We start from the raw sequence: 14,843 nt of genomic DNA, 5'->3' as shown, positions 1-14,843 counted from the left end.
CGGTCCCGCCATGATCGATGTATGGGCATGGCCATGGCCGAAGCCGCCCTGATGACCCCAGCCTCCTCGATCCGCGACGCGCTCGGCGGCCGCGCGCTCGTGCTCGTGGGCATGATGGGGGCGGGCAAGACCTCGCTCGGCAAGCGCCTCGCCGCCCGGCTCAACCTGCCCTTCCGGGATGCGGACGCCGAGATCGAGGCGGCGGCGCAGATGACCATCCCGGAAATCTTCGCCCAGCATGGCGAAACCTTCTTCCGCGACGGCGAGCGGCGCGTGATTTCGCGACTTCTGGCCGAAGGCTCCATCATTCTGGCGACCGGCGGCGGAGCCTACATGAATCCGGAGACGCGGGCGCAGATCGCCGCCCGGGGCGTCTCCGTTTGGCTCAAAGCCGATTTCGACGTGCTGATGCGGCGCGTGCGCAAGCGCAGCAACCGGCCGCTGCTGCACACCACCGATCCCGAGGAGACTCTGCGCAAGCTGATCGAGCAGCGCTACCCCACCTACGCCCTCGCAGACGTCACGGTCTATTCCCGCGAACTGCCACACGAGACGATGGTGGAGGAGGCGATCGCCGCGATCACCGCGCATCTGAAATCCGCGCCGATCGAGCAGCCGCAATGAACAAACCCGTGTCGCCACCGCCTCTCATCGTGCCTGTCGCGCTCGGCGACCGTTCCTATGACATCCTCGTCGGGCGCGGCGCGCTCGGCGAACTCACAACGCGATGGCCGCAACTGAAGCCAGGCCGGCGCGCCGCGATCGTCACCGACGCGAATCTCGATCGCTTGCATCGGCCGGCGGTCGAGAAGCTGCTGAAGGATCAGGGCGTCGCGGTCACAACGATCGTGGTTGAAGCAGGTGAAGGCTCGAAGAGCTATGCGACGCTGGAGCGCGTCTGCGACGACATCATCGCGGCGCGCATCGAGCGCAACGATCTCGTCGTCGCGCTCGGCGGCGGCGTGGTCGGCGATCTCGCCGGCTTCGCCGCGGCGATCGCGCGGCGCGGGCTTCGCTTCGTACAGATTCCGACAAGCCTTCTCGCGCAGGTTGATTCCTCCGTCGGCGGCAAGACCGGAATCAATTCGCCGCATGGCAAGAATCTCATCGGTGCCTTCCATCAACCTGTTCTTGTCATCGCCGACACCGCGCTCGTCGACACGCTGCCAGATCGCGAAAAGCGCGCCGGCTACGCCGAGATCGTCAAATACGGGTTGATCGACGATCGCGCTTTTTTCAAATGGCTGGAAACAAATGCGGCGGGCGTCTTCTCCGGCGGACCCGAGCGCGATCACGCCGTCGCGGTGAGCTGCCGCGCCAAGGCGGCGATCGTGGCGCGCGACGAGCGCGAAACCGGCGACCGCGCGCTGCTCAATCTCGGCCACACCTTCGCGCACGCGCTGGAGCGCGCCACGCATTATGACGGCGCGCGGCTCGTCCATGGCGAAGCTGTCGCGATCGGTCTTGCGCTCGCCTTTCGATTCTCCGTGAAGCTAGGCTTCGCCGGCGGCCAGGATGCGGTGCGCGTCGAGAAGCATCTGCAGGCGGTCGGCCTGCCGACGCGGCTTCACGACATCAAGGGCGACATCGGCGACGCCGCATCGCTGACGGAGGCGATGTATCAGGACAAGAAGGTCGCCGACGGCCAGCTCACCTTCATCCTTGCGCGCGGCGTCGGCGAGAGCTTCATCGCCCGCGGCGTCGATGGCGAGAAAGCGCGCGCGTTTCTCGAAGAAGAGCTCGGCCGGCGGTGATCGCGACGTTGATCCATGGATGAGCTTCTTGTCGATAACCGCCTCGCGGCGCTGATCGTCGCGGGCTGTCTTGCCGTTTCGGCGTCGCTGTCGGCGATCGAGACCTCGATCAACGTGGCGTCGCGCACGCGCATGCTCGCGCTCGAAAAAGCCGGCGACGGGCGCGCCGCAATCGTCAACCGTCTCGCCGAATCCCGCGACCGGCTGACCGGCGCGATGATGGTCGGCAAGACGCTGGTGAACATCGCCGCCGCCGCTTTCGTGACCTGGCTGATGGAGCCGAAATACGGCTTCGCCGGCTTCGGCCTTGCGGTCGTGGCGATGGCGATCCTGATCATCATCTTCGCCGAAGCGGCGCCGCGCTCGCTCGCAAGCGCCCGGGCCGACGCTCTGGCGCTGCGGCTCGCCCGAACAGCGGCGACGCTTGTCGCCATGCTCGGCCCCGTCTTCGCCTGCATCGAATTCGCCGTGCGCAGCGCCTTCCGGCTCGTCGGCGTGCGCACCGACCGCGCGCTCACCGCCGCCAACGCGCATGAGGAAATCAAGGGCGCGATCGACCTGCTGCACAAGGAAGGCGGCGTGGTGAAGTCGGACCGCGACATGATCGGCGGCCTGCTCGACCTGCACGATCTCGCCGTGTCCGACGTGATGGTTCATCGCACGAAGATGCGCGCCATCGACGCCGATCAGCCGCCTGAGACGATCGTGCGCGAGGTGCTGGCCTCGCCCTACACGCGCATGCCGCTCTGGCGCGAGAGCCCGGAGAACATCATCGGCCTCCTGCATGCGAAGGACGTGCTGCGCGCGCTTGATGCGGCGCAAGGCGATCCCGCCGGGATTGATCTGAAAGCCGTCACCATCGCGCCCTGGTTCGTGCCTGATACGACCGCCCTGCACGACCAGCTTCGCGCTTTCCTCCAGAAGAAGACGCATTTCGCCTTCGTCATCGACGAATACGGCGTGGTGATGGGTCTCGTCACACTCGAAGACGTGCTTGAGGAGATCGTCGGCGACATCAAGGATGAGCATGACGTGGCGACCGGCGGCGTCAGACCGCAGCGCGATGGCGGCGTCATCGTCGAGGGCTCGACGCCGATCCGCGACGTCAACAGGGCCATGGACTGGAGCCTGCCTGACGACGGACCGACGACCATCGCCGGTCTGGTGATCCAGGAAGCGCGCATGATCCCGGACGCCAGCCAGGTCTTCACTTTCCACGGCTTTCGTTTCGCCGTGCTGCGCAAACACCGCAACCGCATCACGGCGCTCAGAATCAATCCACTGCCGCCGCCGGTCAGCGAGCAGGCCTGAGCCATCAGGCGCCCGCTGGAAAGGCGGCTTGCCGCCGCCTCCCGCTTCGGTTGAGATGAATCGTCATCCGCCGAAGGACCAGCCAGACATGCTTTCGCTCCGCTCCACCGCCCTCGCCGCCTTGACGACGGTTTCGATTACGGCTGCGCCGCAGGCGCGCGCGCAAGGCGCGGCCGCCAGCCAGCTCGATGCGATCCAGCAGCGCGGCGTTCTCACAGTCTGCACCACCGGCGACTACAAGCCCTTCACCTTCTACAAGGCCGAGGGCGACCTATTTGAGGGCGTCGATATCGAGCTCGCAAAGTCGCTGGCGAAGGCGATCGGCGTCGAGGCGAAATTCGTCAAGACGAGCTGGTCGAACCTGATGGCGGACTTTACCTCCAGCAAATGCGACGTCGCCATGGGCGGCATTTCCGTCACGCTGGATCGCCAGAAGCGCGCTTTCTTCAGCCAACCCTATCTCGTCAACGGCAAGGCGCCGATCGCGCGCTGCGCCGACAAGGACAAGTTCAAATCGATCGCCGATATCGACAAGCCGGGCGTGACCGTCATCGTCAATCCCGGCGGGACCAATGAGCGCTTCGCGCGCGGCGCCTTCAAGACGGCGAAGGTCGAGGTCTTTCCCGACAATGTCACGATCTTCGACCAGGTGCTGCAAGGCAAGGCCGACGTCATGGTGACGGAATCGATCGAGACCAAGGTTCAGGAAAAACTGCGTCCCGGACTGTGCGCGATCAATCCCGATCAGCCGCTGCAATATGGCGAACTCGGCTATCTCCTGCCGCGAGGCGACGTGGTCCTCAAATCCTTCGTCGATCAGTGGCTGCATCTCGCCAAGGAAAGCGGCGAGATGCAGAAAGCGTTCGACCAGTTCGTGAAATAGCGCGTACGCGCTGACTTTCACCCCTCGGCGATCTTCAACGCGAGCGGCGACGGCGCGGGCGCCTCCGCGGGCTCCGACGCAAGATATTGCGCCTTGGCGAGCGTCGCGAAGCGGCCGCCTTTCGCAACGAGCTCATCGAACGAGCCTGATTCGATAATGCGGCCTTCATCGAAGACGAGGATGCGCGTGGCGTTGCGGATCGTGGCGAGGCGATGCGCGATGACGAAGGTGGTGCGGCCGCGCATCACCTCCTCAAGCGCCTTCTGCAATTTCTTCTCGGTCGCCGCGTCGAGGGCCGAGGTCGCCTCATCAAGGATCAGGATCGGCGGGTCCTTCAGGAGAGCGCGCGCGATCGACAGGCGCTGGCGCTCGCCGCCCGACAACGTGCGGCCGCGCTCGCCGATGATGGTGTCGAGCCCCTGCGGCTGACGCGTCATGATTTCCGTCGCCTGCGCCCGTTCGAGCGCAACGTTCATCTCCGCTTCGCTCGCCTCCGGCTTGCCGATTTGCAGATTCTCGCGGATCGAGCGGGCGAACAGCATCGGCTCCTGGAAGACGACGCCGATATTCCGCCTGAGCCCCAGCAACGAATAATCACGCAGGTCGACGCCATCGGCGCGGATCGCGCCCGATTGCGGATCGAAGGCGCGATGGAGCAGTCCAAGCGTGGTCGACTTGCCCGAACCCGTCGACCCCACAAGCGCGATCGTCTCGCCGGGCTTCGCCTCGAACGTGACGTCGGCCACTGCCGGCCGCTTGCCGTCATAGGAGAAGGACACGTCGTCGAACGTCACCGCGCCCGAGAGCCGCTGCGGCGTGATGGCGTTCGGCTTGTCGCGCACCGCCGGCGTCGTATCGAGAATCTCGAAGAACTCGGCCATCTTCGGCGCCTGCATGAAGATGTAATTGACGAAACCGACGACCTGTTCGAGCCGTCCGATCAGCATGGTAGCGAAATTGGTGAAGGTGATGATTTCGCCGATCGTCGTCTGGCCGTTGAGATGGAGATAGGTGCCGAGCAGAAAGATCGTCAGCACGGTCAGCGTCGCCGAGGCGCGCGTCAGCACGGTCGCGATCGCCCACCAGGACAGCACCGGAATCTGCGCGTCGAGCAAGGTCGCCATGGTGGTGCGCAGGCCGCGCACCTCGGTCTCGATCTGCGTGAAGCTCTGGATCACGGGCAGATTGCCGAGCGCGTCCGACGCCCGCTCCGCGAGATCGGAGTGATAGCGCTCGACGCTCGTCTGCAGCCGCTCGGTTTTGCGCAGGATGTAGACCGTCAGCGAACCGAACAGGATGACGAGACCGACGAGCAGCAGCCCCATGCGCCAGTTCAGCCAGAGCGTGAAAGGCAGCAGGATGAACAGCGTGACGAAGCTCGCACAATGCTCGCGGAAGAAGGCGAGCCACAGCCCCCACATGCCGCTTGTCGCATCGAGCATCACCTTCAGCACGCGGCCGGAATGGGTCTGCATATGGAAGGCGATCGGCAGCGTCAGCGCATGCTCGAAATAATTCGCCATCACTGCGAGGCGGCGGCGATGCGCCAGCCGGTCCGCATGCAGCGAGACGAACACGCCGACGATGATCGTCGTGAGGCCGACGCCGATCCAGATCGAGATCAGCGGTGCAAGCTTCCCGAACGTGACGGGCTCGCCAGCGGCCGCGCCCGATTTGCCGATGAGCGCGTCGACGATGCGGCCGAACAGGATCGGCTCGGCGAAGGTCGCCATGGCGAGGATAAGATTGGCGACGGCGAGGGCCGCGCCAAGCTTCATCTCCGGTCCGAGCTGGCCGAGCACGCGGGCGTAGAGCCGCGCCATGTTCATCCGCTGTTCTCCTCTTGTATCGCTGGGTCCGGAGTTAAGGCGCCGCGTATCCCGGTGGCAACCTTAACGGTTCCTTTAACGGCCGCGGCTTAAGCAGAAGGGGACGGCGCTCCCCACGGTTGGCGAGCGCAGGGGTTTGCTTGATGGATATCGCAACCGGGCTTGGGTTCATCGCCGGCGTCGCCACGATCATCACCATCATCCTGATGGGCGGCAGCCTTGGCATGTTCTACGACATCCATGCGGTCATCATTATCGGCGGCGGCTGCCTCGCCGGCACGATGATCCGCTTTCCCCTGTCGACGATGATCCATGGCTTTCCCATGGGATTGCGCTACGCGTTCGTGCTGCGAAAATTCCATCCGCACGAACTCGTCGAGCAGATCACGCAGGTCGCCGACGTCGTCCGCAAAAGCGGCCCGATGGCGCTCGAGAAGATGGAAATCCACGATCCGTTCCTGGCGCAGGGCGTCCGCTTCATCGCCGATGGTTACGACAAGGACTTCATCCGCGACACGATGGAGCGCGATCGCGACAATTTTCTCGAACGGCTGCATGAGGGCGACAAGCTCTATCGCGCCATCGGCGACGCGGCTCCGGCCTGGGGCATGATCGGCACGCTGATTGGCATGGTGCAGATGTTCGCCAATATGGAGGACCCGTCGAAGCTTGGCCCCTTCATGGCGGTGGCGCTGCTGGCCACGCTCTACGGGGCGCTGGTCGGCAATCTTCTCTGCCTCCCGCTGGCCGACAAGCTCGGCCTGAAGCTCGCCGAGGAAGAGATCGCGCGCACCCTCATCATCGACGGCATTCTGCAGATCCGCGACTCCAAGAGCCCCGCTCTCGTCAAGGAGATGCTGCTCGCCTATCTGCCCGATCATTATCGCCAGGAGCTTGCGGCCGCTTGACGCGGTCCGGACGGGCGATGCGGAATTTTGACTGATGGCGAAGAAGAAGCGCGGAGGCCATGGCGGCCACGGCTGGTTCGTCACCTTCGCCGACCTGATGAGCCTGCTGATGAGCTTCTTCGTGATGCTCACGGCTTTCTCGTCGCAGGATTCGAAAAAGCTGCAGGCGGTGGCGGGCTCGATGCGCGACGCCTTCGGCAGCCAGCGCAATCCGCGTTACGCCGGCATCGTCGAGGCTGACGGCATCCCGACGCGCGCCAAACTCAAGAACGTCAAGATCGCTTCGCCCGAGGAAGGTTCCGATTTCACCGTCCCCTCCAATCTCGACAAGAACGAGGATGGCATCTTCGTCACCGGCTTTGATCGCCGCTTCGGCGAAGCGACAGCTTCGCTTCGGCAGGCGCTCGGCGAGATGCCTGAAATCGCGGAACTCTCGAAGAACATCGTCGTCGAAGAGACCAAGGAGGGACTGAACATCTCGATCGTCGATCAGGATGGTCGATCGATGTTTGCAGAAGGCGCCGTCACGCCGTTCGAGCGCACGCGCCGGGCGCTGCAGAGAATCGCGCCGGTGCTGCGCCGCATGCCGAACCGCATCCAGATCACCGGCTACACCTCGTCCGCGCGTCCGGGCTCCTTGCCGGGTTGGTCGGGATGGGAGCTGTCGGCCGGGCGCGCCTCGGCGGTGCGCGAGATTCTCGCCGGCGCGGGCGTCGCCGACAATCGCTTCTATGCAGTGGCCGGAAAATCCGACACCGATCCCGCCTTTCCCGACAATCCCTATCTCGCCGCGAATCGCCGCGTCACGATCCTGCTGATGCGGGAGACGGCGCCAGTGCCGCCGCAGACGCGGCCTTGACCTTCGCGCATTCGCGCCCTTGCCAGCGTCCGCTGATGCAACTACCGCTATCACGTTTAAGCACGCGGCATATTTGTAGATATTGCGGTAGGGTTGAATGTCGAAGATACTTATCGCCATTGATGGCACCGGGCCATTCTTTAACGACGAATATAGCAAGGAGATGGACTATAGCTTCGTTCACTCCATCTATCTGAACTCCGGCATAAGCCGTAAATTCTATCACCGCGGTCCTTCGCTGACAGGCGCGGAAAGCGGGATTATTGGCATCCGCGGACTCCTAGACTACCTCGCAGGACTGCGATCAGCCGACAAGAGCGAAATTGTCGAGGTATTTATCACCGGCTACAGCCGGGGCGCCATGATCACAGTTTATCTGGCGAACCGCATCCATGAATTCAATCTCCTGAACAAGCTGGGAGAGCGCGCGACCTCCTTGGTTAAAAGGAGTTTTGGGTTTGCAACCGAATCGCCGGCGGAGATCAAGATCAAATCGATGATGCTTTTCGACGCCGTTAGCTCGGATGCAACGATGTACGGCCCGGGCATTCGCGTCATTCCCCCCTGCGTCGAGGAGGTTTACCATTTCGTTTGTCGCGAGAGCAGCACCGCGCTGCCGCGCTCGCGATGGTATTTTAATCGCATCCGTCTCGATATCGATTCCCGATATACAAGAAGCGAGATTCTTTCGTTTGGTTGCACGCACGCAGCGATCGGCGGCCTCCCTGGCCAGGGCGATCACCGTCTGCCCACAACGCGCGCAGGCGTCGCCGCCGCCGCGCTGGGCGAATTGGCGAAGCCAACTATTATCGCTCATCCGGCTTTGACGGCGGCGAAAGCGCTCGGCGTGGCGGCTTTGAAGGCATATGATTCCGTTCGTTCGAATGTCACGCTCGAGGAAGATTTCGCTATCTACAAATCGGTTCGCGCTGCGGCTTTTCAACGGCTTCAGCCGAATTGGATGGTTAGCAAGCTGCCGGCATACGGGTCTTTAACGAGTTAATCTCATAGACGTCTCAACCGCCGTTCTGGTCGCCGGGCATGGCGCAAGCGTCATTTTATTTTCGCAAATCTTGAACTCGATTCGCTTGCGCGCGGAACCGCCTCGACGATTCTTTCCAGCGAATTTGCGAGGTCGTGGAGACCGTTGATGTTCATCGTCGGCGTCACCGGCGTCGGCTGCGCCTTGCTGACGGCGCGGAAGATGATGAAATGAAGATCGCTCGACACATTGCCGATGACGTCGACGTCGCCGACAAAGCAGACGAGCTCGAAATCGAGCATGGTCTCGCTGATCTTCTTGAAGAAAACGCAAGGCTCCGGCCGTTTCAGCACCTTCTCATGCGTATTCGCGGCTTCATAGAGGATCGCGGCGACGACGTCGGGATCGAAAGCGCGCGTCACTGTGAGCGGGATGAGAATCCGGCCGCTGCGATCATTGTGGACGCGGTTCTTCACGACGCCCGACACCAGATTGGAGTTGGGCATGATCACCGTCGAACGGTCGCCGGTTTCAATTTCCGTTGACCGCACATTGATGCGCCTGACGACGCCCTGGTCGCCGCCGACATCGATGAGGTCGCCGACGCGAATCGGTCGCTCCCACAGGAGAATGAGGCCGGACACGAAGTTATTGACGATCGACTGCAGGCCGAAACCGATGCCGACGGAAAGCGCGCCGGCGATGATCGCAACCCGGTCGAGCGAAAGCCCGAGCGAGGAGAAGGCGAGCGCGGCCGCAGCCACGAAGCCGACATAGCCAAGAATCGTGCGGATCGAATCCTTCAGGCCCGAATCGAGATCCGTGCGCGGCAGGAATTTCTCCTCGAGCCAGGTCTGGCTCGACTTGGTGAGGAACACGCCGAGAGCGAAAACGATGAGCGCAAGAACGATCGAGGAAAACGAGATCGTGACGTCGCCGATCTTGAAGCCGAACACGGCGCTGCGCAGCGATGAAATGATGTCAGTGGATTCGACGCCCCAGGGTGCGATCGCCAGCAGGATCGCGGTGAAACAGAGGAACACCTTGCCCAACGCCGTCGCGATGACGGCGAACTGCTCGACCGAACGGCGACGCAGGCCGATGCTTTCGCTGAGCAGGCGGAACAGCGGCCGGTTCTCCGCCAGCAGCGATTCCGTGAAGTTCTCGACGCAGATCAACAGCAGATAGAGTCCTGCGCCGAGGACGCCGATCCAGACCACCTGATCGACAAGAAAGACGGCGAGCGGGACATAACCGGTCGCCGTCGCCGCGAGGATGACGATCAGCGCGGTCGCGAGCAGGATGCGCGCAGGTCCGGACAGAGTGACCGGCGGCGGCACATAGGGGCCAAGGCACGCCTCCTCCGCCGGATCGCTCGGCCGCGACGCGGAGAGCGCGCGCCACATCATGGCGACGAACAGCAGCGCGAAGATCGAGCGCGTCGCGATCGTCAGCGCGAGGCCTGCGCCGATCGCCTGATTGACCGTCTCGACGAGCTTGCCGACCATGACGATGGCGACGGAGCGCGTGATCACGGATTTGAGCGTCGCCGCGTTCGCATCGCTCAATGTCGGCAGCCGCCAACCCGGCGCGTCCGGCGCGAGCACGCCCTGCGCCACCGCCTGAATCGCCGAGACGAAGGCGAGCACCGCGAGGATCGCGAAAACCACGGGCGAAATGCGTTGCGGCAGCAGCCCGGCCGTATCGAGTCCCCAATGGAAGACATAGGCGGCGGCGATCGGCCGCAATCCGCCGAGCAGCGCCACGACGCCGCCACGGAACGCCTTTTCTCCCCGCCCGTGCGCGGTCTTGTCGTCCTGGCGCATGGTGTAGCGCTCGATGAAGCGCGTCACCGGCCCCAGGATCGCGAGAGCGCCGGCGAGGCCGAGCAGCACGAATATCCAGCGCGCATATCCGATGCCGTCGGCGATGACGCGCCACCAGTCCGACAATGTCAGCATGAGCGCGTCGAAGTCGCGCGGCGCGCCCTGGCTGACCTGCCACCAAAGGAACGGACTGAGCGGGCTCTGGCTGCGTTCGAAGAGTTGGCGGGCGAACTGGCTGCGGCGGCGGTCGGTGATATCGGTCGCGACCTGCTCGGCCTGCACGACGAGCGCGCGCGCGAGCTGCAACGTATCCTCGGCGTCGCGGTGGGCCTTTTCCCGATCGGCGCGATCGCGCGCGACATCGGCGGATTCCGGCGCGGCGTTGGCGGCCGGCCGCGGGCCGAGCTGCGCCAGACGCGCCTTCAGGGTCTCCACGCGCGGCGTCGCCTCCTCCACCATCTTGCGCAGGGATTCGAGCTGCGGATCGACGCCAATGCGCAATTGCTGAAGCGCGCTGTCGCGCAAATCGGGCCGCTGCAGCGTCGCCTCGATCTGTTCGAGTTGCGCGCGAGCCCGATCCAGCGCGGCCCTGACGCCGCTCGCGTCGGACGAGGGCTGGTCCTGCTGGGCGAAAGCGACTCCGCCAACGGCGCTGACCGCCAGCCAGACGCACGCGAAGACAATAAGGAGTTGGCGAGGAAGGCGCGCCAGGAAAAGCATCATTGAGCCCAGCAGGGAATCGCCGGGCTAGAATGGGCCTGATCACGGCCGAGGCAAGGCGGAGCGGCGATCTCTTGCGGCGTCCGCACGAAGGAGAGGACCTGGCCGCCGGGGGGGGGGGGAGACCAGGCCTCTCGGGCGCGGCGGAAGCATCGATCCCGCAGCGTCCGTCACAAAGTCTCAGCCCGCCAAAAGGAGATCGAGACCGCAAATCCTCATTCAGCGGCGAGAACCGGAGACTGCGCCTCCTCGAAGCGCGCGATCGTCTCCTTCGTCGTCGCCAGCGCGCCATGGATGCCGAGGATCGCGGTCGCGTTGCGATGCAGCTCCTCTTCGCTGAGGCCAGAGCTCGACCGCGCCCATGACGCGTCATGGATGAAATTGAGCTTGTGCCCAAAGAGCGGCGCCGCCGCGACGGTCGCCATGCAGCACATGGTCGAGCCATAGCCCGCGACATAGACCGAGCCCGGCTTCGCCTCATCGATCAGCGGCGCGAAGCGCTCGTTGGCGTAGCAGGACAGTTTCGATTTCAGCAGATGAATTTCATTGTTGAGAGGCGAAAAGCCCTCGACGAAATCGCTCTCCGCCGCGCCGCGCTTGAACACCGGACCATCCTGCACATGCCGCACATGGATCACGCGCGCGCCGGCTCGCCGCGCGGCCGACAGCAGCAGCCGGCAGTTCTTCAGGCTTGGACCGATCTCCTGAAGAAAGAACGGCCGCCCTGGCGTCGTATATTCCTTCTGGATGTCGATCAGCACGAGCGTGGGCGCGTTGACGAAGCGGATTTGCATGGGAGCTCCTTGAGTTCTCGATTGATGAAAGCGTTCAGCGGAAGCTGGGGGTGAAGACGGGAGATTTCTGATTTGCGAGGCGGCGCAGCGAATGTTCGAGCACGCCGGCCTGTCCCCACTGCCCCTCCGGCCGGTTGATCACCATCGGCCCGTCCTCGAGGCTGATCGCCGCGGGATTGAGAGCGAGATCGGCGACCATCTCGATATAATCGTGATCGGAGAAGCCGAATGGCCGCCCGATCGACGTAAAGCCATGTCTGCGATAGAAGGTTTCGAGCCGCGACTGGGCGTGAAGATAGGCCTTGCGAAAGCCTTTCTCGCGACAGAGCGCGATCAGATAATCGAGAAGCTCGTGGCCGTAGCCGAGATGGCGGTAAGGCTGGCGGATCGCCAGCCGTTCGAGCTTGGCGAATTCCGCAAACCAGCGAATGCGCGCCGTCGCGAAGGGTTCGCCGTCGCAAAGCCCGAGGATCTGGGTCGCGGCGTCGTCATTTCCGTCGAACTCCTCGTCCCAGGGGCAGTTCTGTTCGCCCACATAGACGATGGCGCGAATGGCGTAGGCCTGTTGCCGCTGCTCGGCGTTGGCCACGATCTGAAAACGGACCGACATGAAAGTTGCTCCCGCTGTCCGAGGCTCTAGGCGCGAGACACCAGGCCCGCTTCATTGCGGAACCTGAGAGGACCGCTCTCGAACAGGCCCTCGCCGGCCTTCAGATGCGCGAGAATGTCGGTGACGATGCCGCTGGTCATGTTGACCGCGCCATTGCGGATAGCCGTCGCCGACACCTTGTCGGTGCGGCGGCGCGGGATCGGATAAATCCACCCGCATTCATCATAGATCGCGCGCACCCACATGCCCCCAAGATCGCTTCCGTGAAGGCCGTGAATTCGCTCGCCGGGATGGGCCTTGCGAATGGCGTGGAGCACGCCGTGGAAGCCCTTGTCGCGATAGATTTCCGGCAGCCACATCACCTCGACCTTGTCGGCAAGCCCGGCCTCGGCGAGAGACAGTTCGATCATCAGCTTGCGTGTTTCCGGCGGAAAGAAGCGGTTTCCGGTCGGGAAATAGTTCACGTTCGCATCGGCCCTCGTGGTCTTTTCGAGCACGCACAGGCCGGCCTCGATGCGGGCGACGCGAATTTCTCCACGCTCCAGCGCCAGCGCATGCAGCTTGGGCGTAACCGTCGGATGCACGATCACCTTGCTCAGCCCGCGCGTCTCGATCGCCCCGCGGATAAGCGCGAGATGCGTGACATGGAACGGATTGAAGGTGCCGAAGAAGACGCCGATTCCGCCCTTCGGCGCCATGCGCCCGCGCAGGTCCGACATGACGCCGATGGCGAAGAGAAGTCCGCCCAGACCAAGGCTGACGATCTTGAAAAGCTCCGACAGAAGCGGAACGCCAATTGTCGCCGACGCTGTCAGAATGATGTTGAGGCAAAGCGCAATCATGACGTTGCGATTGAGATCGCCATAACCGCGATTGAACAGAAACTGCGCGATGAATTGCGCGCCGACTGACGCCAGCGTCGTCAGCATCGCTACGCCGAACACGCCGCCAAGCGCGTTCAAACCGTCGCCAGGCGTGACGTGGCCGACGGAAAACAGCATCCAGATCGCGAGATTCATCGCCGCCTGCATGGCGAAGCGCGCAAATCTTCCAAGCGTGACGATTGCGAAGCGAAGATTGACCTTCTCTTCGAGCTTATTCGAGATGATCGAGTATTTTGGAATGAAGATCGAAATAAAGAGACACACGCTGATGAGGAACGGGTTCGTCCATTGCCCGTGCGCAATCGCATAGGCAAGGTACATGCACGCGCCCGAGAAGACGGCGATAATCGAAGACGGACTCTTGACGTAAGAAATGATTGCCTGCGTCGCCATGAAGACCCCCCGATAGCTCTTCAATACTTTGGCTCTTCGATTTTGAGCCCGCGCCGCAGGCGAAAATCGACCGGAGAAGCCTAGAAACCGCTGATAGCGTTGAGGATTGCCAATAAGCGCAGAATAGGTCTAAGAAAAAGATTATGTTCCATATAGATTTTCGTTGAATGAAAGACTGGGACGACATCAGGATTTTCCTCGCCGTCAGTCGCGCCGGCAGCCTGAACGCGGGCGCCCGGCTTCTCGGCCTGACGCAGCCGACGGTCAGCCGTCGCATTCATCTCTTCGAGGGACGCCTCGGCGTTTCGCTGTTCGGCCGCACGCAGGACGGACTGGTGCTCACCGAAGCGGGCAAGTCGCTCTGGCATCGCGCGCTCGCGATCGAGGAGCATGCCGAGGCGATCAGCCGACAGGTGCTGCGCCATGACGATCGCATGGGCGGCGTGGTGCGCATTTCCGCGACGGAAGGCCTCGGAGCCTTCTGGCTCACCAAGCGGCTGACGCGTCTCGCGACGAAGCATCCGCACATCACCACCGAGATTCTGCTCGACAATGGCGTCACCGATCTCATGAAGCGTGACGCGGACGTCGCCATCCGTCTTGGCCGTCCGCAGGCGCGCGAGCTGATCGCAAAGCGCGTGGGAGACATGCGTTTCAGCCTGTTCGCCTCGCGCGACTATGTGGCGCGACATGGCGCGCCGGCGGAGTTGCGCGACGTGCTGCGCCATCCGCTCGTGACCTTCATGTGGGACGGCGCGTCAGGCGGCGACGAATGGCGCGATCTGGTGGCGTCGCATCCGCAGGTGGCGTTCAAGACCAACAGCTCGATCGCCCAGGTCTACGCCGTTCGCGCCGGCTTCGGCGTCGGCCTGCTTCCGACCTATGTCCAGGAGGACAGTCCGGACCTCATGCCGATCCTTCCCGGGCAGCACTGGCCGCATCGCGACATCTGGCTGGTCGCCCATCGCGACGTGAAGATGAGCCCGCGCATCCGGGCCGTCTACAACGAGATCGCCGCGCAATTCACCGAATCCCGCCGCACTGGCGGAGCGCGCCGCGTCGAGGAGCTCGCGCAGGTTTGAAGCGCCGG

At 63.5% G+C, this 14,843-nt stretch carries 13 protein-coding genes; 8 read left to right on the top strand and 5 right to left on the bottom strand.

Annotated features, from left to right (window positions below; all coding sequences use genetic code 11):
• The first annotated feature begins 21 nt into the window (after positions 1–21).
• The 4 genes from L8F45_RS23360 (at position 22) to L8F45_RS23345 (ending at position 3,948) form a co-directional block, all read left to right on the top strand.
• Positions 22–624, top strand: coding sequence for a shikimate kinase (locus tag L8F45_RS23360; protein WP_342360231.1), 603 nt, complete (start codon positions 22–24; stop codon positions 622–624).
• On the top strand, positions 621–1,754 hold the full coding sequence (gene aroB / locus L8F45_RS23355) for a 3-dehydroquinate synthase (RefSeq protein ID WP_342360230.1): 1,134 nt from the start codon (positions 621–623) through the stop codon (positions 1,752–1,754). The genes L8F45_RS23360 and aroB overlap by 4 nt, the downstream gene beginning before the upstream one ends.
• 15 nt (positions 1,755–1,769) lie before the next feature.
• A complete protein-coding gene (locus L8F45_RS23350) occupies positions 1,770–3,065 on the top strand; it encodes an HlyC/CorC family transporter (protein WP_342360229.1) in 1,296 nt (431 codons plus the stop codon).
• Positions 3,066–3,153: 88 nt separating this feature from the next.
• Positions 3,154–3,948, top strand: coding sequence for a transporter substrate-binding domain-containing protein (locus L8F45_RS23345; RefSeq protein ID WP_342360228.1), 795 nt, complete (start codon positions 3,154–3,156; stop codon positions 3,946–3,948).
• 17 nt (positions 3,949–3,965) lie between these two features.
• Here the strand turns inward: L8F45_RS23345 and L8F45_RS23340 are convergent, their stop codons facing one another.
• Positions 3,966–5,777 (bottom strand): glucan ABC transporter ATP-binding protein/ permease, encoded by a 1,812-nt coding sequence (locus L8F45_RS23340; protein WP_342360227.1) that lies wholly within the window; start codon positions 5,775–5,777, stop codon positions 3,966–3,968.
• Positions 5,778–5,920: 143 nt separating this feature from the next.
• Between L8F45_RS23340 and L8F45_RS23335 the strand changes: the two genes are divergently transcribed.
• The 3 genes from L8F45_RS23335 to L8F45_RS23325 all read left to right on the top strand — a co-directional run bounded on the left by L8F45_RS23335 (position 5,921) and on the right by L8F45_RS23325 (position 8,547).
• Positions 5,921–6,685: a motility protein A gene (locus tag L8F45_RS23335; protein WP_342360226.1), complete on the top strand. Its 765-nt coding sequence runs from the start codon at positions 5,921–5,923 to the stop codon at positions 6,683–6,685.
• A gap of 34 nt (positions 6,686–6,719) precedes the next feature.
• Positions 6,720–7,544, top strand: a complete 825-nt coding sequence (locus tag L8F45_RS23330) for an OmpA/MotB family protein (RefSeq protein WP_342360225.1) — start codon at positions 6,720–6,722, stop codon at positions 7,542–7,544.
• 97 nt (positions 7,545–7,641) lie between these two features.
• Positions 7,642–8,547, top strand: a complete 906-nt coding sequence (locus L8F45_RS23325; RefSeq protein ID WP_342360224.1) for a hypothetical protein — start codon at positions 7,642–7,644, stop codon at positions 8,545–8,547.
• A gap of 50 nt (positions 8,548–8,597) precedes the next feature.
• Here the strand turns inward: L8F45_RS23325 and L8F45_RS23320 are convergent, their stop codons facing one another.
• The 4 genes from L8F45_RS23320 to L8F45_RS23305 all read right to left on the bottom strand — a co-directional run bounded on the left by L8F45_RS23320 (position 8,598) and on the right by L8F45_RS23305 (position 13,753).
• Positions 8,598–11,075 carry a DUF3772 domain-containing protein gene (locus L8F45_RS23320; RefSeq protein ID WP_342360223.1) on the bottom strand — a complete coding sequence of 826 codons (2,478 nt, stop codon included), beginning with the start codon at positions 11,073–11,075 and terminating at the stop codon, positions 8,598–8,600.
• Positions 11,076–11,287: 212 nt separating this feature from the next.
• Positions 11,288–11,866: a cysteine hydrolase family protein gene (locus L8F45_RS23315; RefSeq protein WP_342360222.1), complete on the bottom strand. Its 579-nt coding sequence runs from the start codon at positions 11,864–11,866 to the stop codon at positions 11,288–11,290.
• Positions 11,867–11,900: 34 nt separating this feature from the next.
• Positions 11,901–12,476 (bottom strand): GNAT family N-acetyltransferase, encoded by a 576-nt coding sequence (locus tag L8F45_RS23310; RefSeq protein WP_342360221.1) that lies wholly within the window; start codon positions 12,474–12,476, stop codon positions 11,901–11,903.
• 26 nt (positions 12,477–12,502) lie between these two features.
• Positions 12,503–13,753, bottom strand: coding sequence for a hypothetical protein (locus L8F45_RS23305; protein ID WP_342360220.1), 1,251 nt, complete (start codon positions 13,751–13,753; stop codon positions 12,503–12,505).
• Positions 13,754–13,920: 167 nt separating this feature from the next.
• On the opposite strand from L8F45_RS23305, the gene L8F45_RS23300 reads away from it, so the two are divergent.
• Complete coding sequence (locus tag L8F45_RS23300) at positions 13,921–14,835, top strand: LysR family transcriptional regulator (RefSeq protein ID WP_342360219.1); 915 nt, start codon at positions 13,921–13,923, stop codon at positions 14,833–14,835.
• Positions 14,836–14,843: the final 8 nt, after the last annotated feature.

Origin of the sequence: Terrirubrum flagellatum, from assembly GCF_022059845.1 — a bacterium.
Classification (GTDB): Bacteria; Pseudomonadota; Alphaproteobacteria; order Rhizobiales; family Beijerinckiaceae; genus Terrirubrum; species Terrirubrum flagellatum.
The sequence above is the reverse complement of the archived record's forward strand: the minus strand, read 5'-3'. Positions and strand labels throughout refer to the sequence as shown.

Excerpts from the sequence above, each read along its gene's own strand:
- L8F45_RS23360 (WP_342360231.1), top strand. The coding sequence starts at position 22 with ATGGGCATGGCCATGGCCGAAGCCGCCCTGATGACCCCAGCCTCCTCG.
- aroB (WP_342360230.1), top strand. The coding sequence starts at position 621 with ATGAACAAACCCGTGTCGCCACCGCCTCTCATCGTGCCTGTCGCGCTC.
- L8F45_RS23350 (WP_342360229.1), top strand. The coding sequence starts at position 1,770 with ATGGATGAGCTTCTTGTCGATAACCGCCTCGCGGCGCTGATCGTCGCG.
- L8F45_RS23345 (WP_342360228.1), top strand. The coding sequence starts at position 3,154 with ATGCTTTCGCTCCGCTCCACCGCCCTCGCCGCCTTGACGACGGTTTCG.
- L8F45_RS23340 (WP_342360227.1), bottom strand. The coding sequence starts at position 5,777 with ATGAACATGGCGCGGCTCTACGCCCGCGTGCTCGGCCAGCTCGGACCG.
- L8F45_RS23335 (WP_342360226.1), top strand. The coding sequence starts at position 5,921 with ATGGATATCGCAACCGGGCTTGGGTTCATCGCCGGCGTCGCCACGATC.
- L8F45_RS23330 (WP_342360225.1), top strand. The coding sequence starts at position 6,720 with ATGGCGAAGAAGAAGCGCGGAGGCCATGGCGGCCACGGCTGGTTCGTC.
- L8F45_RS23325 (WP_342360224.1), top strand. The coding sequence starts at position 7,642 with ATGTCGAAGATACTTATCGCCATTGATGGCACCGGGCCATTCTTTAAC.
- L8F45_RS23320 (WP_342360223.1), bottom strand. The coding sequence starts at position 11,075 with ATGATGCTTTTCCTGGCGCGCCTTCCTCGCCAACTCCTTATTGTCTTC.
- L8F45_RS23315 (WP_342360222.1), bottom strand. The coding sequence starts at position 11,866 with ATGCAAATCCGCTTCGTCAACGCGCCCACGCTCGTGCTGATCGACATC.
- L8F45_RS23310 (WP_342360221.1), bottom strand. The coding sequence starts at position 12,476 with ATGTCGGTCCGTTTTCAGATCGTGGCCAACGCCGAGCAGCGGCAACAG.
- L8F45_RS23305 (WP_342360220.1), bottom strand. The coding sequence starts at position 13,753 with ATGGCGACGCAGGCAATCATTTCTTACGTCAAGAGTCCGTCTTCGATT.
- L8F45_RS23300 (WP_342360219.1), top strand. The coding sequence starts at position 13,921 with ATGAAAGACTGGGACGACATCAGGATTTTCCTCGCCGTCAGTCGCGCC.